The organism is Lysinibacillus sp. Y5S-8 (assembly GCF_036894365.1).
GTDB classification, from domain to species: Bacteria; Bacillota; Bacilli; order Bacillales_A; family Planococcaceae; genus Lysinibacillus; species Lysinibacillus fusiformis_D.
Map to the genome: position 1 here is coordinate 1,809,171 of NZ_CP145889.1, position 23,410 is coordinate 1,832,580.

The 23,410-nt window shown below is 40.7% G+C and carries 20 protein-coding genes; 17 read left to right on the forward strand and 3 right to left on the reverse strand.

Annotation, left to right across the window (positions count from 1 at the left end; genetic code table 11):
- Positions 1-190 precede the first annotated feature (190 nt).
- The 6 genes from V6670_RS08525 to V6670_RS08550 all read left to right on the forward strand — a co-directional run bounded on the left by V6670_RS08525 (position 191) and on the right by V6670_RS08550 (position 8,648).
- A complete protein-coding gene (locus V6670_RS08525) occupies positions 191-2,227 on the forward strand; it encodes a hydantoinase/oxoprolinase family protein (protein ID WP_338653610.1) in 2,037 nt (678 codons plus the stop codon).
- Between the two features lie 3 nt (positions 2,228-2,230).
- Positions 2,231-3,907: a hydantoinase B/oxoprolinase family protein gene (locus V6670_RS08530; protein WP_338653612.1), complete on the forward strand. Its 1,677-nt coding sequence runs from the start codon at positions 2,231-2,233 to the stop codon at positions 3,905-3,907.
- Between the two features lie 11 nt (positions 3,908-3,918).
- Positions 3,919-4,671 (forward strand): IclR family transcriptional regulator, encoded by a 753-nt coding sequence (locus V6670_RS08535; protein WP_036123024.1) that lies wholly within the window; start codon positions 3,919-3,921, stop codon positions 4,669-4,671.
- A 22-nt stretch (positions 4,672-4,693) separates the two neighbouring features.
- Positions 4,694-6,268 carry an OPT/YSL family transporter gene (locus V6670_RS08540; protein WP_338653614.1) on the forward strand — a complete coding sequence of 525 codons (1,575 nt, stop codon included), beginning with the start codon at positions 4,694-4,696 and terminating at the stop codon, positions 6,266-6,268.
- A gap of 16 nt (positions 6,269-6,284) precedes the next feature.
- Positions 6,285-7,328: a DUF917 family protein gene (locus tag V6670_RS08545; protein WP_338653616.1), complete on the forward strand. Its 1,044-nt coding sequence runs from the start codon at positions 6,285-6,287 to the stop codon at positions 7,326-7,328.
- Between the two features lie 705 nt (positions 7,329-8,033).
- The gene (locus V6670_RS08550; protein ID WP_338654547.1) at positions 8,034-8,648 is read left to right on the forward strand and encodes an HD domain-containing protein; all 615 of its coding nucleotides are present in this window, start codon (positions 8,034-8,036) and stop codon (positions 8,646-8,648) included.
- Positions 8,649-8,667: 19 nt separating this feature from the next.
- Here the strand turns inward: V6670_RS08550 and V6670_RS08555 are convergent, their stop codons facing one another.
- The 3 genes from V6670_RS08555 to V6670_RS08565 all read right to left on the reverse strand — a co-directional run bounded on the left by V6670_RS08555 (position 8,668) and on the right by V6670_RS08565 (position 9,583).
- Positions 8,668-8,850, reverse strand: a complete 183-nt coding sequence (locus V6670_RS08555; RefSeq protein WP_338653618.1) for a hypothetical protein — start codon at positions 8,848-8,850, stop codon at positions 8,668-8,670.
- Positions 8,851-9,046: 196 nt separating this feature from the next.
- Complete coding sequence (locus tag V6670_RS08560) at positions 9,047-9,352, reverse strand: hypothetical protein (protein WP_338653620.1); 306 nt, start codon at positions 9,350-9,352, stop codon at positions 9,047-9,049.
- Positions 9,353-9,370: 18 nt separating this feature from the next.
- Positions 9,371-9,583 (reverse strand): hypothetical protein, encoded by a 213-nt coding sequence (locus V6670_RS08565; protein ID WP_141903018.1) that lies wholly within the window; start codon positions 9,581-9,583, stop codon positions 9,371-9,373.
- Positions 9,584-9,926: 343 nt separating this feature from the next.
- Between V6670_RS08565 and V6670_RS08570 the strand changes: the two genes are divergently transcribed.
- The 11 genes from V6670_RS08570 (at position 9,927) to V6670_RS08620 (ending at position 23,401) form a co-directional block, all read left to right on the forward strand.
- Complete coding sequence (locus V6670_RS08570) at positions 9,927-11,813, forward strand: ABC-F family ATP-binding cassette domain-containing protein (RefSeq protein WP_249646006.1); 1,887 nt, start codon at positions 9,927-9,929, stop codon at positions 11,811-11,813.
- 12 nt (positions 11,814-11,825) lie between these two features.
- Complete coding sequence (locus tag V6670_RS08575) at positions 11,826-12,953, forward strand: virulence factor (protein ID WP_338653624.1); 1,128 nt, start codon at positions 11,826-11,828, stop codon at positions 12,951-12,953.
- 379 nt (positions 12,954-13,332) lie between these two features.
- Positions 13,333-14,565, forward strand: coding sequence for a M20 family metallopeptidase (locus tag V6670_RS08580; protein ID WP_141903021.1), 1,233 nt, complete (start codon positions 13,333-13,335; stop codon positions 14,563-14,565).
- A complete protein-coding gene (locus tag V6670_RS08585) occupies positions 14,562-15,650 on the forward strand; it encodes a tartrate dehydrogenase (RefSeq protein WP_338653626.1) in 1,089 nt (362 codons plus the stop codon). Before V6670_RS08580 ends, V6670_RS08585 begins: the two co-directional genes overlap by 4 nt.
- 1 nt (position 15,651) lies before the next feature.
- Entirely contained in the window at positions 15,652-16,398 is a 747-nt protein-coding gene (locus tag V6670_RS08590) for a glucose 1-dehydrogenase (RefSeq protein WP_141903023.1), read from the forward strand.
- A gap of 10 nt (positions 16,399-16,408) precedes the next feature.
- Positions 16,409-17,863, forward strand: coding sequence for an aldehyde dehydrogenase family protein (locus tag V6670_RS08595; RefSeq protein WP_338653628.1), 1,455 nt, complete (start codon positions 16,409-16,411; stop codon positions 17,861-17,863).
- 15 nt (positions 17,864-17,878) lie between these two features.
- Positions 17,879-18,913: an ABC transporter ATP-binding protein gene (locus V6670_RS08600; RefSeq protein ID WP_338653630.1), complete on the forward strand. Its 1,035-nt coding sequence runs from the start codon at positions 17,879-17,881 to the stop codon at positions 18,911-18,913.
- Entirely contained in the window at positions 18,882-19,859 is a 978-nt protein-coding gene (locus V6670_RS08605; protein ID WP_338653632.1) for a dipeptide ABC transporter ATP-binding protein, read from the forward strand. Before V6670_RS08600 ends, V6670_RS08605 begins: the two co-directional genes overlap by 32 nt.
- Before the next feature lie 39 nt (positions 19,860-19,898).
- Positions 19,899-20,861, forward strand: a complete 963-nt coding sequence (locus tag V6670_RS08610; RefSeq protein WP_141903027.1) for a P1 family peptidase — start codon at positions 19,899-19,901, stop codon at positions 20,859-20,861.
- Positions 20,862-20,886: 25 nt separating this feature from the next.
- A complete protein-coding gene (locus tag V6670_RS08615) occupies positions 20,887-22,443 on the forward strand; it encodes an ABC transporter substrate-binding protein (protein WP_338653634.1) in 1,557 nt (518 codons plus the stop codon).
- A 16-nt stretch (positions 22,444-22,459) separates the two neighbouring features.
- On the forward strand, positions 22,460-23,401 hold the full coding sequence (locus V6670_RS08620) for an ABC transporter permease (RefSeq protein ID WP_338653636.1): 942 nt from the start codon (positions 22,460-22,462) through the stop codon (positions 23,399-23,401).
- Positions 23,402-23,410 lie beyond the last annotated feature (9 nt).

The following is a 23,410-nucleotide window of genomic DNA, read 5'->3' on the forward strand; positions in this document are numbered from 1 at the left end:
TGTGTTTGGTATTTTTTATTAATAGTTCTCTGATTTTGGAAAGATAGAGCGGATTTTTACAACGAAGGTTAATTGTCAAATGAATTTTTATTTAAAAAATACATTGAATTTTCTTTTTATTTTAAATATAATTTACTTAATTCTAATTCGGAACACTGTTCCGATAATAGGAACACGGAGGGATGCAGTCTTGAAAATCGCAACAGATATTGGCGGTACTTTTACCGACTTAGTTTTCACAGATGAAAAAGGAAATCTTCATTTTGATAAGGGACATACAACACCTGGTCACTTTGAGGATGGCATATTAAATGTATTAGGACGACATGTTACAGAAGAATCTCTGATTGAATCATTTATTCATGGTTCAACGGTTATTATCAATACATTAACGGAAAGAAAAGGGGGCGTAGTTGGGTTAATTACAACTAAAGGCTTCCGTGACGTCATAGAAATTGCACGTGGTAATCGACCGGACTTATATAACTTTAAATATAAAAAGCCACAACCATTTGTAGAGCGCTACTTACGACAGGAAATGGATGAACGCATCGATTTTAAAGGAAATATTATGAAAGCGCTTAATATCGAAGAAGTCGATGAAATCGTTCGTAAATTTAAAAAATTGGGTGTTGAGGCGATTGCCATTTCATTCATTCACGGCTATAAAAACCCTATTCATGAACAACAGCTTAAAGAGGAAATTTTAAAAATTTGGCCTGAGGTGTATATCACACTTTCAAGTGAAACCATTAAAGAATATCGTGAGTATGAAAGAACGAATACAACGGTGTTGAATTCTTATGTAAAGCCGATTGCCCATGCCTATTTAAAAAGCTTAAAAGAAAAATTAAGTACGATTGGTATTACAGACCATTTAAAAATTATGCAATCAAATGGTGGGACAACAAGCTTTGATAAAGCAATGGAGCTACCTATCAATTTAGTGGAATCTGGTCCTGTTGCGGGGATGTTTGGGGCAGCCAAATTAGGGCAGCTACTCAATGAATCGAATATTATTGCGTTCGATGTTGGTGGGACGACGGCAAAATGCTCCCTTATTACAGATAGCAAAGTAAATGTGACAACAGATTACTATATTGAAAGAAATGAAAAATTTGCGGGTTATCCAATTAAAACGCCTGTAGTGGATATTGTTGAAATCGGTAATGGCGGTGGCTCCATCGCACGTGTAGATCCATTTGGCTCGTTAAAGGTTGGTCCAGATTCTGCTGGTGCAAATCCAGGGCCAGTGGCATATGGCTTAGGCAATACACAGCCGACGATTACCGATGCAAATGTGTATTTAGGAAGATTATCATTAGAAAACTTTGATAATCCAGTATCCATTGACAAAATAGAGGAGGCTCTTGTGGAAGCGATTGCGAAACCGTTTAATGTAACGGCAGAAGAAGCGGCTCAAGGTATTTTAGATATTGCGAACTCTAATATGTTAAATGCACTGAAGTTGATTTCGATTCGTAAAGGCTATGATCCAGAAGACTTCACAATGGTAGCATTCGGGGGTGGTGGCCCACTACATGCGATTAACCTAGCAGAAGAATTAGGTATGAAAAAAGTGATTATTCCATATGGTTCTTCCGTCTTTTCAGCATTAGGTATGATGATGACAGAATACCGACAAGATTATATTCAAACAAGTTTAATGGGCTTTGATGACAACCAACTTGCGGCAATTCAAGGAAATATTGATCAGGCGATTGCCAATGCCTATGCGGATGCCCCTTTATCAAAGGATCATTATTATTTTGAGATTAATTATGATTTACGATACAAAGGACAAGAGCATGCAGTGAAATTGAACGCATCGACTAGCACGATTACTGAAGAAGGGCTACGCGAATTAGCGGAGGCTTTCCATGTTAAACATAAACAAGAGTTTTCATTTGATTTACCAGCTACGCCCATTGAGTTAGTCAATTTACATCTTACAATCTACGGAAAAGATGAGGCAGTTGAGTTTAAGGAGCTAGACTTCTCACAGGTCGACGCTTCCACATGTATCAAAGCACAGCGTAATTTATATGTGAAGGGAACAGGTTGGGTAGAGGTCAATGTCTACGATCAACAAAAGCTCGTACCAGGTTATGTCATTGCAGGTCCTGCTATTGTGGAAAATCCAACATCTACGGTCGTAATCAATGACAAGCAATCCATTGAAATTGATAAATATGGCAATTTGATTGTAGAGATGGAGGGGAAATAAAACATGAAAAAAGACGTTTTTGCAGTAGAAATTATTCAAGATTCATTGCTAGCCATAGGGGACGAAATGTTTGTGGCTCTAGCACGTTCATCCATGAGCCCAGTTATTTATGAAGTATTAGACTACGCTTGTGGTTTAACGGATGCCAAAGGTAATTTAATTAGCCAAGGGAATGGTGTCACAAGCTTTATTGGAATGCTAAGTCCAATGGTGCAACGTGTTATTGAAAAATTCGATAATGGAAAGTTGCATGAAGGCGATGTCATTATTATTAACGACCCATATGTTGGGGGTGGATCGCATTTATCGGATGTGGGCTTAGTATTACCGATTTTTTATAAAGGTGAAATTATTGCTTACTCTGCCAATAAAGCGCACTGGACAGAGGTAGGGGGGATGGACCCAGGTTCGTTTACAAGTAATTCTAATGAAATCTATCAGGAAGGTTTACAGCTACCGGGTGTCAAACTTTATCATAAAGGGGAGTTGAACGACGCTGTCTATGAAATTATATCAACGAACGTTCGTTTACCAGAGCTTTCAATTGGCGATATGTTTGCACAAGTGGCAGCCTTAAAAACAGGTGAAAAACGCATTGCAGAGCTTTGTCAGAAGTTTGGTGCTGAATCGGTGAAATTGTCCATTCAAAGATTATTAGACAAGGGGGAGAAAATTGTAGAGCTTGAGCTTCAACATTTACCAAAAGGTGAATTTTATGCGGAAGACTTTATTGAAGGGGATCCATTAAAGGGCGGACCCTATCCAATTAAAGTGAAAGTAACGATTAGTGATGAAGAATTTATTTGTGATTTTAGAGGCTCGCATCCTGCGGTCAATGTGCCAGTGAACTGTTCACAATTTGGTTTAATGGCAAGTGTGCGCGTTATGTTCTTAGCTTTACTTGGCGATATTGATGTAATTAACGAGGGTGTCTTTAAACGCTTAACGATTATCACAGATGAAAATTCGATTGTTTCCGCTAAACGTCCACATCCTGTATCCATGAACTTTGAGGCACGTATTGGGGCTGCGGATTTAATTTGGAAAGCTCTTGCACCGCATTTGCCAGAAAGATTATCGGCAGGGCATTTACAGTCCGTTTGTACATTTATCTTAACAGGTAAAAACCCTGAAAATGATGAATCGTTCCTAATTGTTGAACCATCTGTTGGTGGTTGGGGAGCAGCAAATGATGAGGATGGTCAAAGTGGGCAATACTGCATGGGAGATGGTGAAACCTATAACCTTCCTGTGGAAATTGCAGAAACAAAATACGGTATTCAAATTGACGAATATAGTTTAAACTGCGATGGTGCTGGTGTCGGTCAATTTAGAGGTGGCTTAGGTGTACGTCGTGTCTATATAGTCAATCATGATGGTCAAAAGGTTTCTGTTAACCTAGGCAGACATCAATTTGCGCCATTCGGTTTAAATGGTGGTGGGGAAGGCTCTCACAACTATTTAATCGTTCATAAAAAGGATGGAACGAAGGTTGGACCAGTAGGTGTACTTGCCAATTATGAATTGCAAAAAGGAGACCGCATTGAGCTTGTCACAGCAACTGGCGGTGGTTACGGCAATCCACTAGAAAGAAGCACGGAAGCCATTGAACGTGATTTATTAAATGAATATATTTCTGAAGAAGTGGCGAGAAAGCAATACGCTTATCAAAACGCTTAAGGGAGAAATAAATGACTGTCAAGACATTAAAAAACTCATTGGATATACTAGAATGCTTTGCTACGACAGAAAACGCATTAGGTGTTCGTGAAATTTCACGCATGATGAAGTTGCCGACAAGTGTTGTGCAAAGAACCATTAATACATTTACAGAAGCGGGTTATTTAATACAGGATGAATACACTAAAAAATATAAATTGGGTTACAAAATGTACCTTTTTTATGATGTGCTATCGAATTCAAAAGACCCACACTCGACCATTTATGAATTAATGCAAAATCTTGCTAGTGAAATGAATGAATCAGTATTTCTTACTTATATGGACAATGAATATGGTGTCACAACAAAAATAGCCGAAAGCAATAAAAATGTAAAGTATGCGGTGTCTTTAGGAACGAAGACACCCCTTTACATCGGTGCCTCCTGTAAGGTGATGTTTGCCTATTTAGAGGAGAACAGACAGCTCGAATTAATAGCCTTCTTTCAAGAGGAACAATCGAAAGAAGAACATAAGTCCTACCTTGAATCATTAAAGGGAGAGCTGCAGCAAATCCGTCGCAACAACTGGTGTGGAACGGTTGGGGAGTATAATGAACATGCATTTGGCATCAGTGTACCATTATTTAACTATAAAAAAGAAATCATCGCATCTCTTACAATTTCTGGTTTGGTATATGATTTAAATGATCAAAGGGAGAAATATATGCTTGAACAGTTAGTGAAAGTAGCTCAGCAAATACAATCACACATTTCAAAACTATAACAACAATAGGGGAGCTGTCACTATGAATAATAAAGTATTACATCCTAGGGCTTTAGAGCCTGTAACGTTACTAATGATCGTCTTAACATCTGTCGTTGGGGCTATTATTGGGATTCAACTGATTACAACTTTAGGGATTTCTGCTAATACATCGATCGTTGGGGCAATATTTGCGATGATTCTCGGAAGAATACCAATAGGAAAGCTCATTGCATTCAAATCCGTGCACAGACAAAATATTATTCAAACGGCGATTTCATCGGCTACATTTAGTGCAGCAAGTAGCTTAATGCTGCCAATCGGTATTCCATACGTTTTAGGTTATGAAAATTTAGTTTTACCATTGTTTATCGGTGTTATTTTAGCGATGTTTGTTGATGCTTTATTATTATATAAATTTTTTGATACAAAGATTTTCCCGGCAGCAGGTACTTGGCCACCAGGGATTGCAACTGCTGAAGCCATTAAAGCTGGTGATAAAGGCGGTAAAAATGCAAAGGTATTAGTTGGTGGTGTATTAATCGGTATCGTGGGAGCTGTTCTTAAAATTCCAATGTCAGCTTTTGGGGTGGCGTTCATCGGCAATATTTGGGCGCTGACGATGTTTGGAATTGGTCTTTTACTAAGAGGCTATTCTGTTCAATTATTTAATGTTGATTTAAATGCCTATTATATTCCACATGGTATTATGATTGGTGCCGGAATTGTGGCTCTTTTCCAAGTAGCGTTTACATTAATGAATAAACGCTCTGCTAAAAAGTCAGAAGAGTTAAGCTATTCAAAAGATGCTAAAGAAATTCGCCAAGGTTTTGGTGTAGGGTTTATTGCTTATTTAGTCATTGCATTATTAATCGCCCTTTTAGGCGGAATAATTACACATATGTCATTCGGTATGTTAATAGGCTTCATCATTTTCGCAACAATTGCAGCATTTGTCCATGAGCTAATCGTTGGTATCGCAGCGATGCATGCAGGTTGGTTCCCAGCATTTGCAGTGGCATTTATTACACTAATTGTTGGTATTTTAATAGGCTTCCCAGCACCAGCACTTGCTTTATTAGCAGGCTATAGTGCCGCTACGGGGGTAGCATTTGCCGATATGGGCTATGATTTGAAAACAGGTTTCATTTTACGTGGAAATGGTAGTGACCCAGCTTTAGAAAAAGAAGGACGCAAGCAGCAAATGATTGCGGGTATGTTAGCCTTCTCGATTTCAGCAGTAGTTGTTCTACTTTCCTATAAATCTTATTTTGCACAAGGTTTAGTGGCACCTGTGAATCATGTCTATGCAGCGACAATTCAATCAGGTGTTACAGGCGATGTAGCGAAACAATTGATGATTTGGGCGATTCCTGGTGCATTGATTCAATTAATAGGTGGTTCAAAACGACAAATGGGTATCCTGTTTGCTACTGGTTTATTACTGATTAACCCGATTGCTGGTTGGGCTGTATTAGTGGGTATCTTGCTTCGTGTTATTTTCACGTATGTGACGAAAGGCAAGAGAGAATCTGAAATGACGGTCTTTGCAGCGGGTGTCATTGCTGGGGATGCGTTGTATAGCTTCTTCTCTTCTATTCTAAAAATAGGGAAATAGAAAGGAGTAAGGATGAATGGCAAAAGTATTATCATATGAGGATGGGATTGCTGCAGTTTATGGAGGAGCAATCCTTGGTGGTGGCGGAGGTGGTCTCCTAGAGGAAGGGCTTAAGCTAGTGGAGGAAATCTTTGCTGCTGGGACACCTCAATTAATGGATATCTCTGAATTAGATCATGAGGACTTAGTGGCATGTGTGGCAATGGTCGGCGCACCATCAGCAGCCGATCAATACATTTCTAGCGAGCAGCTTTGTTGGAGCTACCATAGTATGAATCACTATTGTGATCAACGTCTGAAGGGCATCATTACGAATGAAAATGGTGCCAATACGACGATTAATGGCTGGTTACAGTCGGTCCTATTAAATGTTCCAGTCGTTGACGCTCCTTGTAATGGACGAGCACATCCCACAGGTATTATGGGTTCTTTAAATCTACATGAACAACCAAATTATCAATCCGTACAATTTTACGCAGGAGGAAAAGCTCATTTTGCAGTTCAAGGCTTTGTGGAAGGAACTTTACACAATACGGCAAAAACAGCACGCCAAGCCTCTATTTTAGCAGGTGGGCTTGTAGGCGTAACAAGAAATCCAGTGACGATTGACTATCTACAGAAGCATGGTGCACCAAATGCCATCACAATGGCCATTGAGCTTGGCTATGGCTTTTTAAAGGGACAAACTTTTGAAGAAAAATTAGCTCATGTTTTACAGCAATTGAATGGAGTACACATCGTTTCAGGTGCAGTAAAGAAATATTCATTAACGAAGGAAAATGGCTTTGATGTTGGGAAATTAGTAGTTGGTGATTATCACCTAACTTTCTGGAATGAATATATGACGTTATCGAAGGAAGGACAGGTGCAATCGAAATTTCCAGATCTCATTATGACATTCGATATCGAAAAAATGATTCCTGTGCCAAGTGCAAGTATTCAAGAGGGGATGCATGTAGCAGTTATCCATGTAGACCAAGCTAATTTGAAATTAAGTTCAACGATGCAAAATGAAGCCCTTTTACAGGAAATTGATGCAATCATTCAAGACGTACTGTAAAGAAAGAAGACAAAACAGTAAAAGCTGCCATCATCTACTTGATTGTAAGATGGGCAGCTTTTATTTGTCCTTCAGCGGGAGGGTCATACTTTTTATCAAAATCGTTCCTACTTCCTTTATCGCTTCATACATTTATGACTTACATGTTTTTCATTCTAATGAGCACAACTCATTGAACATGGTGTTCACAAGCTGTAAACAATGATCGTGCACGATTTTCATTAATGGGAGGAGCTACGTTCATACATACTCAAATAATTGACTAGAAGAAGGTAACAACCATTAATAAAAAACAATTCACTTTTGCTACATCTAGTGAAATCCTTTTGGTCATGCATCAAACTAACTTGTTGTTCATATTTTTTGGCATGTACATATGGCTATGCGAGTTAAACAAAGAATTTCTAAGGGAAAGTGTTCACTTTTATTTGTTTAGATGATTAGTTTTCAATACGCACGTCATCTTTAAAACAGGTTATTCAATTGTAAGCCCGCTGAAGTTGATGTTCTATTTGTCAAACACATAGCTGTTGTACACGACTAAAAAAATATGAGATACAGAACAAATAGATTGTTCTGTACGTTTATCATATAATATTCAGAAAAATTTGTCAATTGAAATGATGTTGTTTTTTTATTTTTCTACATTACCTTTTACTCGAAAAAGTACAGTATAATCTTATAGGAAAGGAATGAGAGTACGTGATGGATCATTTAATGAATAAAGTACGTGAAGTGTATGAACAATTTGATGCTAGTCATGATTTTCAACATATTGAACGCGTTTATCAAAACGCATTAGCTATCTTACATACCGAGCCTACAGCAGATGCTGAGGTGGTCAAAATAGCGGTGCTTTTGCATGATGTTAGTGACAAAAAGTATACTGATAGCAAGGAACAGGAAGAACAGCTTATTGCAGAGTTACCTGTTAGCGAGGAAAAAAAGCGGCATATTCGAGACTGTATCGCACAAGTGTCGTTTAATGGTGGTAATGAGCTAGAAGCAACCTCATTGGAAGCAAAAATTGTTAGAGATGCTGATCGTTTAGATGCGATTGGGGCTATTGGCATTGCTAGAACATTTGCTTACGGTGGAGCAAAAGGTCGCAAGCTATATGCTAAGGACGAAGATGCACGTACAAATATGTCTGAGTCAGAATATCGTCAAAAAAACACTGCATCTGTTACGCATTTTTATGAGAAATTACTACTACTAAAAGATTTAATGGTGACAGAAAAGGGCAAGCAAATGGCCTTAGAGCGTCATCAATTTATGGAAAGCTTTTTAAAGCAATTACAGCACGAAATCGGTCAATAGCGCAAAGAACCGCCTTTCATTAGAAGGGCGGTTCTTGTTCATTCGGGCATTTCTTTCGCAGCACCAAAACTGTGAAGAGTGCGTTCAGTATGACAAAATAAAAGACTTCTATCGCAAATAGCATTTTCGTTTTCACGTCGATGGCCGTATCATTTTCTATGACAGCATCGAATTGGCTAATAGCAAAAGCAAATTGCATCAAGAATATACCACAAGCTAATGATAGGAAATTGAGTAAGGTAAATATAATTTTCCCCTTCAGTACACCGCTATTTTTTTACATTTTTTTCTAAAATAAACAAAGTGTTGGCAATATATAAAACTAAATTTATGACGACTGCAAGCTCCATAAAAAATTCCCCTTAAAAAATAGGATAGTTGTTGTTGACATAACCCTTTTATTGTAATGAATTATTTGAAATTTTCTTAATAAAATCGGCCGTACTTGCATATTGAGCAATTTCAGCACCCGTAAAATGTATCGAATTATCTGAACTCTCTTCTATAAAGCTGTATCGTTTTTCAAATAGCATAAATATCGTGTTGAACTCTTCTTCTAGGTGGCTATTTGCCTGTGTTAAGCTATGGTCCTTGAAATAGATTTGGACAAATATATTCGTGCATTTGCCCTTGTCATTTGTTGCTCTACATTTGAACCAATAATCATTGTATTTTGAATCAAACGTAAAACGGCGATTTTGCACTTTTTCTTTTTCTGCAACTCATTTTTTATTTTCATAAAAACTAGCAACTTCCCAATTTGATTTCTTGATTGAAACTAATAATTCTTCCTTTATGTCTATGCTCTCAGCAAGCATCATATCAAAGCCAATAGCAGTACTTTCGCTAACTTCTTTCCTATCTGTTACGTTTACATGGTCAATGTTTGTCCCACTCTGTTTGACTAACTTTAGTAATTCAAAAAAACGATCCAAGTCTTGTTCCTCAAAATACGCAATGTCTAACGCAGTAAGGGAATAAAGGTTTGCCCAAATATTTTTATCAGAAATAAATAGTAATTCATCATCGGTAGAAACGGCAAACCATTGCTTGTATTACATTCGTATCTAAAACCACAGGACATAGAACAAGGAATCATCAAGCTTTGTCAGCTTATGCACACGAATTTACAGGACATTCACCCATCGTAAGTACGGGTTGTTGTTCTTTGTTTACCTGTCAAATGATGTTATGATGAATAATGGATATCAATAATCGTCTACATAAAAATCGTGTGGGCATGAACAATACCTAACATGAAAGAGATGGAATAGTGGAATGAGTCATTTAATCGTACAAAATTTAACCAAAACGGTGGGCGATAAAACGCTTTTTCAAAATATTGAATTTACCATTTATGAAGGAGAGCGAGCAGGCTTAATCGGTATTAATGGAACGGGCAAATCAACCCTGTTATCCATTTTAGCTGGAGATATAGAAGCAGATATGATGACAGTCGATCGCCCGAATAAATACCGTGTTGCCTATTTGCCACAGGAGCCGACATTTAATGCTGGAGAAACGGTGTTACAGGCTGTCTTTGCAGGCGATTCACCGATTTTACAACTCAATCGCCAATATGAAGATACAGTAGCTGCACTAGCTGTCAACCCAACATCCGAAAGTTTACAAAAGACATTGTTTAGTCTGCAACAGCGCATGGATGAAGAGCAGGCATGGGATGTTAATGCCCTTGCGAAAACGGCATTAACGAAGCTAGGCATCGAAACTTTCGATAAAGAGGTGTTAACGCTATCAGGTGGTCAGCAAAAACGAGTTGCCTTAGCCAAAGTGTTAATTGAGCCTGCAGATCTTTATTTATTGGATGAGCCTACCAACCATTTAGATGTGGAGTCAACGGAGTGGCTCCAAGAAATGGTGCTACGTCTAAAGGGTGCAGTCATTTTCATCACCCACGATCGTTATTTCCTCGATGAATTATCGACACATATTTACGAGCTTGCAGATCAAACGTTGTATCGTCATACAGGAAATTATGGTGATTATTTAGAGTCACGTGCTATTCGTGAGGAAATGAAGGCTGCCTCTGCCCAAAAGGATCGCAATCGTTATCGTTCAGAGTTGAAATGGATTCGTCGTGGTGCGAAGGCACGTTCAACTAAGCAAAAAGCGCGTATTCAACGCTTTGAAAAGCTGGAGGATAACCTAGAGCGCAAATCAGAGGATGTTTCATTGGAATTGGGCCTTGCAACTACACGCCTTGGTCGAAAAGTGCTAGAGGCTGAAAATATTTCGAAAGCCTTCGGACAGCAAAAAATTCTTGAACACTTTTCATTTTTACTACAGCAGGGGGACCGAATCGGCATTATTGGTGCGAATGGGGTAGGAAAATCAACTTTATTGAACATGCTGGCAGGGGAGCTAACACCCGATCAAGGTGAAATTCTTGTAGGGTCAACAGTGAAGCTGGCACATTTCAAGCAAACATTGCCGAAAATGAATGAAAATGAGCGTATGATTGAATATATACGTGAGGCTTCTAATGATATTACCGATGCAGAGGGCGTTCGCTATTCAGCGGCTCAAATGTTAGAGCGCTTTTTATTCCCACTGCACGCACATGGTACACCAATTGGAAAATTATCTGGTGGTGAGCGCAAACGTCTTCATTTATTACGTTTATTAATGGAGCAACCAAATGTTTTATTACTTGATGAGCCAACCAATGACCTGGATATTGAAACATTGGGTGTGTTAGAGGATTTCATTGAGCATTTCCCTGGCGTTGTCATCACGATTTCCCATGACCGTTTCTTCCTAGACCGAATTGCGAAAAAGCTATGGATATTGGATGGACAAGGACAGGTAGAGGAAACGCTGGATCTATACAGTGAGTATTTAGAGAAGCGCGAGCAGGCAGCTACTGTCAAAGCAGAGGCGCCAAAAGTCGAAAAGGCGAAGACCGAAAAGCCAAAATCAGACAAGAAAAAGCTATCGTTTAAAGAGCAAAAGGAATGGGAAACGATTGCAGATGACATTGAAAAGACGGAAACAGCCATTATGGAGACCGAAGATGGAATCGCGAATGCGGGCTCAGATTTTACAAAATTACAGGAATTAACAGCCAAGTTGGATGAGTTAAATGCTCACTATGAGCATCTGATTGAAAGATGGTCTTATTTAGATGAAATTGTCAACGGATAAGGAGCGATAGACATGAAGATTATTACAATTGAACCGACGCCAAGTCCTAATTCGATGAAGATTGTCGTTGATACAGAGCTACCGTTCGGGAAAAGCTATAATTTTACAAAGGATAATAAAGACGAGGCAACTGGAGAGGCTGCAGCAATTTTAGCTATTGAAGGGGTAAAGGGCGTTTACCACGTAGCCGATTTCTTTGCTGTTGAGCGTAATGCTAAATATGCATGGGAAGGTATTCTCGCAAGCATTCGTCAAGTGTTAGGGGAAGATGTTCAAACACAAGATGAAACCGTTGTAGCCAATGAATTTTATGGTGAGGTTTATGTGCATGTACAGTTTTACAAGCAGGTGCCACTACAAGTAAAAGCTTTTGATAATCAGCGCGAATATCGTGTTAGCTGTGGTGACCGCTTTGTTGATGCCTTTAATCAAATTATTGAGTCGGCAGTAGATGAAAACTATATTTTCCAACGCAAATGGATTGATTATGGTGTACGCTATGGCGAGCTTGAGGAAATAGCAGAAACAGTCAAGCAGGAGATCGATGTCACGTATTCTGCGGAGCGTTTAGCAGAAATTGTCACAGCTATTAATAATGATGATGAAAAAGCAGCTATTAAAACAGCTAAAATAAAAGTGACAGTGGAGCAGTTCAATCAACCAGAATGGGAGAAACGCTTCCAGTTGCTCGATCAAATGGCTGATCCAGAGCTAGATGATTTACCATTACTTGATTTGGCCTTACAGGATGAACAAATGTCCATTCGTCGACTAGCGACTGTCTACTTAGGCATGATTGAAGATGTGGCTGTTGTGCCTTATTTAGAAAGAGCCTTACAGGATAAAAGTGCAGCGGTACGTCGAACAGCAGGCGACTGTATGAGTGATCTTGGCCTTGTAGAATTTGAAGAAGCCATGCAGCAAGCCTTGCAAGATAAAAACAAATTGGTTCGCTGGCGTGCAGCGATGTATTTATATGAGGTCGGCACGGAGCAATCTTTACCAGCATTAAAAGCGGCTGAGGATGATAAAGAATTCGAAGTGAAATTACAAGTGAAAATGGCTATTGCTCGTATCGAACAAGGTGAGGAAGCAAAAGGCTCGGTCTGGAAGCAAATGACCGAATCCCGTCAACAATAAACAGGAAAAAACCAGCAGCTGCTGGTTTTTTTCGTTTTAGGAGGGGATAGGGTGCTTCGCTCTCATAAGAGAAGGCCGCTCATAAGTAGCGTAAGGCTCAGCTCTAAAAGGAGAATAAGTCTTTCAAAAGTAGGACGCACCGACTCACTCACTATAAAATTAAGCACCCCAAAATCGAACCATAAACTCTTCTTTATTCGAAAAATCTATCAAAAATTCATGTAAAGCAGAATAATTTGTCCTTTTCTAGCGTTTTATTGCTAAACAAAAAGTTAAGATCATTCTAGGAATCATTAACATATTGTCTAGTTTCATAGAGAAAGGACAATGATAAAATAACATAAATTCAGAATATTCTCTAAAAACAGGGGGCCTTTGCATGACAGTAACTAGTTTGAAAGCAACGAAATCGTATGTGCGTGATCGTGAGGCGGTCATTGCATTAACACAGAAGCTTGTGCGAATTGAAAGCGTTTACCGTGAGAACGATCCGAAGGGTAATGAGCAAGAGGTGGCAACTTTTGTAGCCTCTTATTTACGAGATATTGGCATCGAAACGCATGTAGAGGAAGTTGTGCCAGGGCGACCGAATGTAATTGGCATTATTGATTCGGGCAAGCCTGGGAAAACATTACTTTTCGAAGGACATACAGATGTCGTGACAGAGGGCAATCGAGAGGCTTGGGCTTATGATCCGTTTGGAGCAGAGATTGTGGATGGGCGTATGTATGGCAGGGGAACGAATGATACAAAGGGGAATTTGGCTTGCATGATTACGGCTTGCCAGTCATTGCTACTAGATCAAGAGGAGTTTACCGGCAAGATTATTTTATGTATTCCTTGTGATGAAGAGGGGCTTATGCTTGGCATTAAGCATTTTATTAAAAATGGCTGGGCTGATGGAGTGGATGGTGCGATTATCTGTGAGCCACAGGAAAATAATGTATGTATTGCACAGCGTGGGGCCATTCGTTTACAGGTAGATATTTTCGGTAAAATGGCGCATGGTGCTATTTCGTGGAGCGGTATAAATCCAAACTGGCGCATGGCGCGTTTTATCGTAGAGCTTGAAAAATTGGAAAAAGAGGAGCAAGCACGATTAGGGCGTGATCCAATGCTAAATTGGCCATCTATTACACCAACGATTTTACGTGCGCCGGTTAAAGGTGATGCACAAATCAATGTCATTCCAGATCATTGTATGACGACGCTCGACATCCGCACGGTGCCTGCTCAGGATCATGATGAGCTATTAGGCAAAATCGAGGCCATTATTAAACGATTACAAGCAGATGACCCTGATTTTAAAGTCGAACTAACGGTGCTTGATAATCGGCCGGCTACTGCAACGGCTAAGGAAGATCCTGTGGTACAGGCTATTTATGAGGCAGTGGCAGAGGTGACGGAGAAGGAACCGAAATATAATGGTGTTCCGGGTGCGACAGATGGTACGTTTCTTCATGTTCATGGCATCCCGATTGTGACGGTCGGTGCTGGAGATCGAGAAATCCCTCATCAAATCAATGAATATGTAGAGCTTGAAGAATTAGCAGAAACAACGGCTATTTACCGTTTAGCAGCATTAAAATTTTTGGCGGGTGATGAACAATGACGTCAATAAAAATAGCCGTCATACCAGGGGATGGCATAGGAAAAGAGGTAATGCAGGAAGCATTAAAGGTGCTGACATGTTTGCAGGAACAGGACAGTTCCTTACACATCGAAACGACCATTTTTCCTTGGAGCTCTGATTATTATGTGCAACACGGCTGTATGATGCCCGAGGATGCATTGGAAACACTTCAAACATATGATGCGATTTTATTTGGTGCAATTGGCGATGCTCGCGTGCCAGATGATGTCACGGTTTGGCAATTAATTATGCCTATTCGGAAACATTTCCAGCAGTATGTAAATTTCCGTCCTATTAAATCGCTGCCAGGAATAGCATCTCCTTTAGCGAATGGCAAAGACATTGACTTTGTCATCTTCCGTGAAAATGCGGAGGGCGAATATTCGGATAGTGGTGGTCGACTGTATCAGCAGCAGCCACAGGAAATGACCATTCAAAATACCATTATGACGCGGATGGGCATTGAAAAAATTGTCCGAGCTGCCTGTAATTATGCAAAGCAACATGGTAAAACCAAGATCACCAGTGCGACAAAATCAAATGCCATTATTCATTCGATGAAATTTTGGGATGAACATACAAAAAAAACGGTGGCACAAAGCTCACCAGACCTACAGTTGAAATCCATTTATATTGATGCTTTGGTAGCCTATTTTGTCGAACGTCCACAGGATTTCGAGGTGGTTGTGGCGTCCAATTTATTCGGCGATATTTTATCCGATTTAGGCTCAGCTATTGTCGGGGGACTTGGTCTATCTCCATCGGCAAACCTGAATCCAGAAAAGGATTTTCCATCGATGTTTGAGCCTGTTCATGGGTCTGCACCAGATATTGCAGGTAAGGGCATTGCTAACCCCATTGCACAAATTTGGTCGCTTGCCTTACTTCTTGGACATCAAGGTAGAAGCGATTTAGAACAGCTCATTGTTAAGGCGATTACAACAGTGCTACAAGAAGGCATCGTAAAGACAGCAGATATTGGTGGACAAGCGACAACGGCACAAATGGGTGATGCAATTTGTCAGGAAATCATTAATAGGACTTTAACAGCAGGGGGTGTTTAGGATGGCAGTCGAGCAAAAGGTGGTCGTAGTTACAGGTGCAGGAGGCGGTATGGGAAAAGCGATTATTCAAGAGCAGCTAAAGCAGGGGAATCAGGTTGTAGGGCTTGATTTATCAATAGATGCACTATCAGATATCGCCCATGATTCATTACAATGTGTTGAAGTCAATGTATTGCAGGAGGAACTTGTTCAAAGCATTTGCCAACAGGTTTTTGACAAGTATGGCAGAATGGATGGTCTTGTCAATGCACTAGGGATTGCCCAGTCAGCGACACCAATTGAGCAGGTCACGATGGATGAGTGGAATCGTTTAATGGATGTCAATGTAAAAAGCTTGTTTATCACGACAAAAGCAGTTGTTCCTTTTATGAAAAAACAGCAAGGGGGATCCATTATTACAATAGCCTCTATTTCTGCCGTACGTCCTAGACCAGGCTTACAGGCTTATATTGCCTCAAAGGGGGCGGCAGAAAGCTTTACAAGAGGGCTTGCAATTGAACTTGCATCAAGCCAAATTCGCGTTAATACGATTCATCCAGGCCCAGCTGACACACAAATGCTTGGTCAATTTGCTGCACAGGATGCTGATATAGAGCAAACGAAGCAAAATGTGTTTGTGCAGTCTGTCCCACTTGGGCGCTTAGTACAGCCAGCGGATATAGCAGGGGCAGTCAGCTATTTGCTGTCTGATGCGGCAAGTATGGTCACTGGAACGACATTGCATGTAGATGGTGGCCGTGGATTATAGGAGGGGTACGATGAGAAAAATTCCTATGTTAATTAATGGGGAGTGGGTTCATGGTGAAGAAGAGACATACCTAGAAGTTAAAAATCCCTCGACAGGGGAAGTGATTGCACAAATTACCAATGCAAATAAAGCGCATGTGGAGCAAGCAGTACATTCAGCCCGTCTAGCGTTTGAAGGACAAGACTGGCGTCAATGGAAGGCCTATGAACGGGGGCAGTTATTAATTGAATTTGCCCATTATATTCGACAGCATGCAGAGGAATGGAGTTTACTAGAATGTCGAGACGTAGGAAAGCCCTTATCACAGGCAAGAGCAGATATTGAAGCAGCGGCTCGCTATTTTGAATTTTATGGTGGTGCGGCGGATAAGGTGATGGGGGATACCATTCCGATTGAGGATGGACTATTAAATGCGGTAGTGCTAGAGCCAGTTGGCATTACGGTACATATTGTGCCATGGAATTATCCGATTCAAATTACGGCAAGAAGTGTCGCAGCGGCTATAGCAACTGGTAATGCTGTGATTGTGAAAAGTGCAGAGGATACACCCCTTACAACACATGCCATCGCTGAATGGTTTACCAATAAAGTGCCGAAAGGAATTTTCCAGCATATTACAGGATTGGGGCGAGAGGTTGGGCTTTATTTAACATCACATCCCGATATTAATCATATTACGTTTACGGGTTCTGTGCCGACAGGGATAGCGGTTATGAAGGCGGCAGCAGAAAATATTGTTCCTGTGACATTAGAGCTTGGAGGGAAATCGCCTAATATTGTGTTTGCAGATGCTGATATGGAGCAAGCATTAGAGGGGGTTGTACGTGCCATTATTCAAAATGCCGGTCAAACCTGCTCTGCAGGGGCACGTTTACTCATTGAAGAAAGTATTAAAGATGCATTCATTACACAACTAGCGCAAAAATTCCAAGCAATTCAGGTTGGACCTGGGGAAGCGGATATGGATATGGGACCGCTATTAAATGAACGACAATATACGAAAATCACGGCATTATTACAACAAGCAAAGACAGATGGCTATGTAATTACGGGTGGCGAACCAGTGACGATAAAAGGCTATGAAAAGGGCTTTTATGTACAGCCAACTATACTGGATGGCGTTGATCCAAATGATCCATTAGCGCAGGAAGAAATTTTCGGCCCTGTGTTAACCGTCCTGCCATTTTCCAGCGCAGACGAGGCCATTGCATTAGCCAATAGCACTGACTATGGCTTAGTCGCTGGTGTTTGGTCACAGCATATTGATACGGCTCATTATGTGGCAAGTCGCGTGCAGGCTGGACAAGTATTTATTAATAATTATGGGGCTGCAGGTGGCATTCAAATGCCGTTTGGTGGCTATAAAAAAAGTGGAATTGGTCGAGAGAAGGGCTTTGTTGCACTGCGAAACTATACGCAAATGAAAAACATCGCTATACGCTATGCACCACCTAATCAACAGTGAGATGGAGGGACGCATATGGAACAGCCAAAAGAAAAAGAAGTGCTTTTAGAGGTCGATCAATTATCCATCCAATTCCAGTTGAAAAATGGCAAAGAGGCGAAGGTTGTTGAAGATGTAAACTTTACTATTCATAAAGGAGAAACCGTTGCACTCGTAGGTGAATCAGGAAGCGGCAAAAGTATCACCTCCTTAGCGATTATGCGTTTACTGCCCATACCACCAGGTGAAATTACAGCAGGTTCCATTGCCTTAAACGGTAAAAATCTACTCGCCTATAAACAGAAAGAAATGAGCCGTATTCGTGGCAATGAAATTAGTATGATTTTTCAAGAGCCTATGACCTCTTTAGATCCGGTCTTTACGATCGGCAATCAAATGATTGAGGGCATTCGCAGACATCAAAAGGTATCGAGAAAAGAGGCATGGAAGAAAGCATTACTACTTTTACAGGAAGTAGGAATTGCCAATGCGGAAAAGGTGATTGCTGAATATCCTCACCAACTATCAGGGGGAATGCGGCAACGTGTCATGATTGCTATTGCGATGTCCAATAATCCGCAGCTCTTGATTGCAGATGAACCGACCACAGCACTGGATGTGACGGTACAGGCACAAATTTTAAAGCTGATGCTGAAAATGAAGAAAGAGCATCAGTCGGCCATTTTATTTATTACACATGATATGAGTGTTGTCGCAGAAACAGCCGATCGTGTCATGGTGATGTATGCAGGGCAAATTGTCGAGGAAGCTCCAGTGAGAGAGCTCTTTTTAAATCCGCAGCATCCTTATACAACCGCTCTCTTAAAAACAATGCCTAGCCTTGATTCAGATGTCAAAAGGCTACCGTCGATTCCTGGCACTGTACCACCAGCGTATGCATTGCCTGAGGGCTGTCGCTTTGCCCCACGCTGTCCACATGCGATGGCACATTGTCATGTGGAGCAACCGGCTACCCATTACATTCAAGAGGCACATAAAGTACGCTGTCATTTATTCACAGAGAAAGGGGAGCTGGCTCATGATGGAGAAAGAAGTTTTGCTGGAAATTAATCATTTAAAAGCCTACTTTCCTGTGAAACGCAAATCGATGAAGGAAGAAAAAAAGGTCATCAAGGCGGTTGACGATATTTCAATAGAGATTTTTAGAGGAGAAACATTGGGCATTGTAGGGGAATCAGGCTCAGGCAAATCAACCTTTGGGCGAACGATTTTAAAGCTCGTTGAACCAACAGCAGGGGAAGTATTGTATAAAGGGCAGCCAATCCAGCATTTAAAGGGCAGTAAGCTACAAAGTTATCGCAATCAAATGCAAATGATTTTTCAGGATCCTTTTTCCTCCCTTAATCCTCGGATGCGGGTCGGCTCTATTATCGAGGAACCGATGAAACTGCAATTAACATTGACGAAGGAACAGCGAAAAGAGCGTGTGAAGGAGCTCTTACAAAAGGTAGGGCTACCTGAGGATGCCATGCATAAGTTTCCGCATGAATTTTCTGGTGGGCAGCGACAACGAATTGGTATTGCCCGAGCATTAGCGATACACCCAGAATTCATTATTGCTGATGAGCCGGTATCTGCTCTGGATGTGTCGGTGCAATCGCAAGTTCTTAATCTCATGATGGATTTACAAGATGAATTTCAATTAACCTATTTATTTATTTCACATGACTTAAGTGTTGTGAAGCATATTAGTGACCGTGTGGCAGTGCTGTATTTAGGAAGAGTTGTGGAGATTGGGACAAAGCAGGAGCTCTACGCCAATCCATTACATCCCTACACACAAGCATTGCTATCTGCTATACCAGTCGTTAATTTTGATGAGCCGAAACAAGAAATACTTTTACAAGGTGAATTACCAAGTCCAATGAATCCACCTGTTGGCTGTGTCTTTCATACCCGTTGTCCATTTGTGATGGAAAGATGTCATCAGGAAAGACCGATGCTTCAACATGAAAATGATCATCAACGAGTGGCTTGCTTTTTATATGGTAAATAATCAGAAAATTAAATTTATTTTGATGTGGAGGTGTTGCAGATGTTTGGCAATATAACGGATGTGCCAGGTGTCAAAGTCGGACATCGTGAAAATAAGGAAGGGATTACAGGCTGCACGGTGCTATTAGTAGAAAGTGGGGCGGTGTGTGGAGTGGATGTTCGAGGCTCTGCACCAGGCACTCGTGAAACAGATGCATTAGACCCTATTAATGAAATTGATCGAGTCCACGCCATCTGTTTAGCTGGGGGCAGCGCCTTCGGATTAGATGCTGCCACAGGTGTCATGCAATTTTTAGCCGAGCAAGGAATTGGCGTCGATGCAGGTGTGGCAAAAATACCGATTGTGCCGAGTGCTGTTCTCTTTGACTTATTTATCGGTGATCCTCATGCTCGACCTACTGCGCAAATGGGCTATGAAGCGGCACAAGCAGCACAAGTTGGCCCATTTGCCAATGGCAATATAGGTGCTGGCTATGGCGCAACTATTGGCAAACTAGCAGGACCTAATTTTGCGATGAAGGGTGGGCTTGGTAGTGCTTCCTATGCGGGGAAAGATGGTCTCGTAGCAGGAGCCATCGTGGCAGTGAATGCCGTGGGAGATGTCAAGGACCCTGCTACACGGCAAATTTTAGCAGGAGCCAGAGATACGCATTCTGGTCAGTGGGTGGATTGCTGTGCCTATTTAGAGCAGCATGCACAATCAGAGGCATTAGCTGGCACTAATACAACGATCGGTGTGGTAGCAGTGAATGCCAAGTTAACGAAGGCAGAGGCTAAAAAAATTGCACAGCTTACGCAAAATGCTTTAGCACGAACGATTTATCCCGTTCATACCATGCTGGATGGCGATACGATTTTTGTGCTAGGGACAGGCGATCAACCTTATGCACTTGATTATCTAGGACATTTAGCAACAAAGGTAATGGAGGAAGCTATTCTCGCTGGCATTAAAGGCGCTGATAAATTGGCAGATGTTGAAAGCTATACAAGCATTCAAAGATAGGCATATAGGAAAAGGGGGAACGACTATGCAATGGAAAAAAAGAGGACTGATGCTCGTTACATTGTTATTAGCAATTATTATGACAGCATGTTCAGGTGATGGAAAGAAAAATACGACAGGTTCAAGTTCTACAGATGGTCAAACAGTAGCCGATGTTCCACAGGAAATCGTTGTACGTGTCAATGACGATCCAGATTTTTTAGATCCACATAAGGCTACAGCGTCTATTTCCTATCAAATGATTCTTAATCTGTTTGAGGGGCTTATGGCACCTGAAACGGATGGTTCCTTGAAAGAGGGGCTTGCAGAGAGCTACGACATCTCGGAGGATGGTTTAACGTATACGTTTAAAATTCGCCAGGGTGTGAAGTTTCATAATGGTGATGATTTGACGATGGAGGATATTCAATATTCCTTTGACCGTTTAATGGGGAAAAATGGCGGGGAGAAAATGTCCAATAACTTTGATAATGTAGCCTCTACAGAGGCATCTGATGCGACTACGTTTATTATCAAGCTAAAAGAGCCGAACTCTAATTTCTTGTATTCATTAACAGCAAGACAATCAGCTATTATTCCTAAAAGTAATGATGGTAAGCATAATGAAAACCCAATTGGGACAGGACCGTTTGCCTTTGTAAAATACGCACCTGGCACCAATTTAGAGCTCAAGAAAAATGAGCAGTATTGGCAGGAAGGATTGCCTTATTTGAATAAAGTAACCTTTGCCTTCCAATCAGATGATCAGGCAGCCATTATGAGCTTGATGGCGAATGAGGTAGATTTAACGAGTGTTCCTTGGCATCGTGTTGGTGAGGTAGAGGGTAGCTATAATTTATCCCATCAAAATAATAACTCATCATTAATCGTTACTTTTAACGAAACAAAGGCACCTTTCGATAATGTGAAGGTTCGTCAAGCGATCAATTACGCCATTAGTAAATCCGATATTATTGATTCTGTATTTGCGGGCTATGCTGTTCCTCTTGGATCTAATATGAGTCCAGCGATGGGAGACTTCCAAAAGAAGGGCTTAGAAAGCATGTATGAGCGAGATGTGGAAAAAGCGAAAGCCTTATTAGAGGAAGCGGGTTATCCTGATGGCTTTAAAACAAAAATAACGGTGTCTTCACATAATGATATTTACTCAAATATTGCCCAAATTGTAGTGGCTAATTTGCAGGAAATTGGCATTGATGTAGAAATTGAAGTAGTTGAATGGGGTATCTGGCTAGATCGTGTGTACTTTGGTCGCGACTATGAGATGACAACGATTGATTTAACAGGTCGTGCATCTGCCTTTGAAATTTTGAATGACTATATCTCCACAAATGATAGTGAAAACTTCTTCCTGTTTAAAAACGAAGAATACGACAAAATTATGGCTGATGTCTTGAAGGAAACTGATCAAGCTAAACAAATCGACTACTACCATCGTGCACAGGAAATTTTAGCAGAGCAAGCCACTGCGGTTTACATTGCTGATTATCAAATCGTGTGGGGTACTGACAAACAAGTGACGGGGCTTAAGAGTTATCCATTCTGGTTCCATGATATGTCTGAGGTTAAGTTTTCAAACTAGAAAGGGATGAATGCTTATGATGTATATCCTACGTCGAATCATCCTGTTAATAATCACCATCCTTCTAGTATCCATCATTACATTTGGCGTTTTTCAAATATTACCTGGTGATCCGGTTCGCACGATGTTAGGGACGGAGGCGGATTCCACACAAATTGAAAATTTACGATCTGAGCTCGGCTTGGATCGTCCTCTTTATGAACAATATGTAGATTGGATGAAGAGCTTATTGACAGGGCAATTAGGGAATTCCATTCGATTTTCCATGCCAGTAAAAGAATTATTATTTGATCGACTTCCTGTCACCATGTCATTAGCAGGGCTTACCCTTATTATGGTCTTAATCATTTCCTTACCTTTAGGGATGTTTGCTGCAAGAAGACAAAATAAATTAAGTGATGTGTCATTATCCACTGTGACGCAAATTGGGATGGCAGTACCATCCTTTTGGCTAGGGATGATGCTTATTCTTTACATTGGCTTACAGTTTAGCTTCTTTAAAATTAGTGGCTATATTCCTTGGACCGAAAGTATAGCAGGAGCACTTAGCACGCTTATTCTTCCAGCTTTAACGATTGCCATTCCACAAATTGCGGTGAATTTCCGTTATGTCCGTACAGCTATTCTAGAGCAAGTCCAACTCGATTATGTCCGTACAATTCGCAGTAAAGGGATGTCTGAACAAAATGTGATGTATAAGCATGTATTAAAAAATTCGATGATCCCTATTTTAACGGTTTTTGGTTTGATCATGGCAGAGGTAGTAGCAGGAACGATTATTGTGGAGCAGGTGTTTTCCTTGCCAGGCATCGGTCAGCTACTAATTACGGCTATTAGTAATCGTGATTTTCCACTTGTACAGGGAATTGTCATGTATATTACAGTAGCTGTCGTCATGATTAATTTTATCGTTGATGTTTTATATTCTGTGTTGGACCCTAGAATTCGATTACGTTAAGAGGTGGCT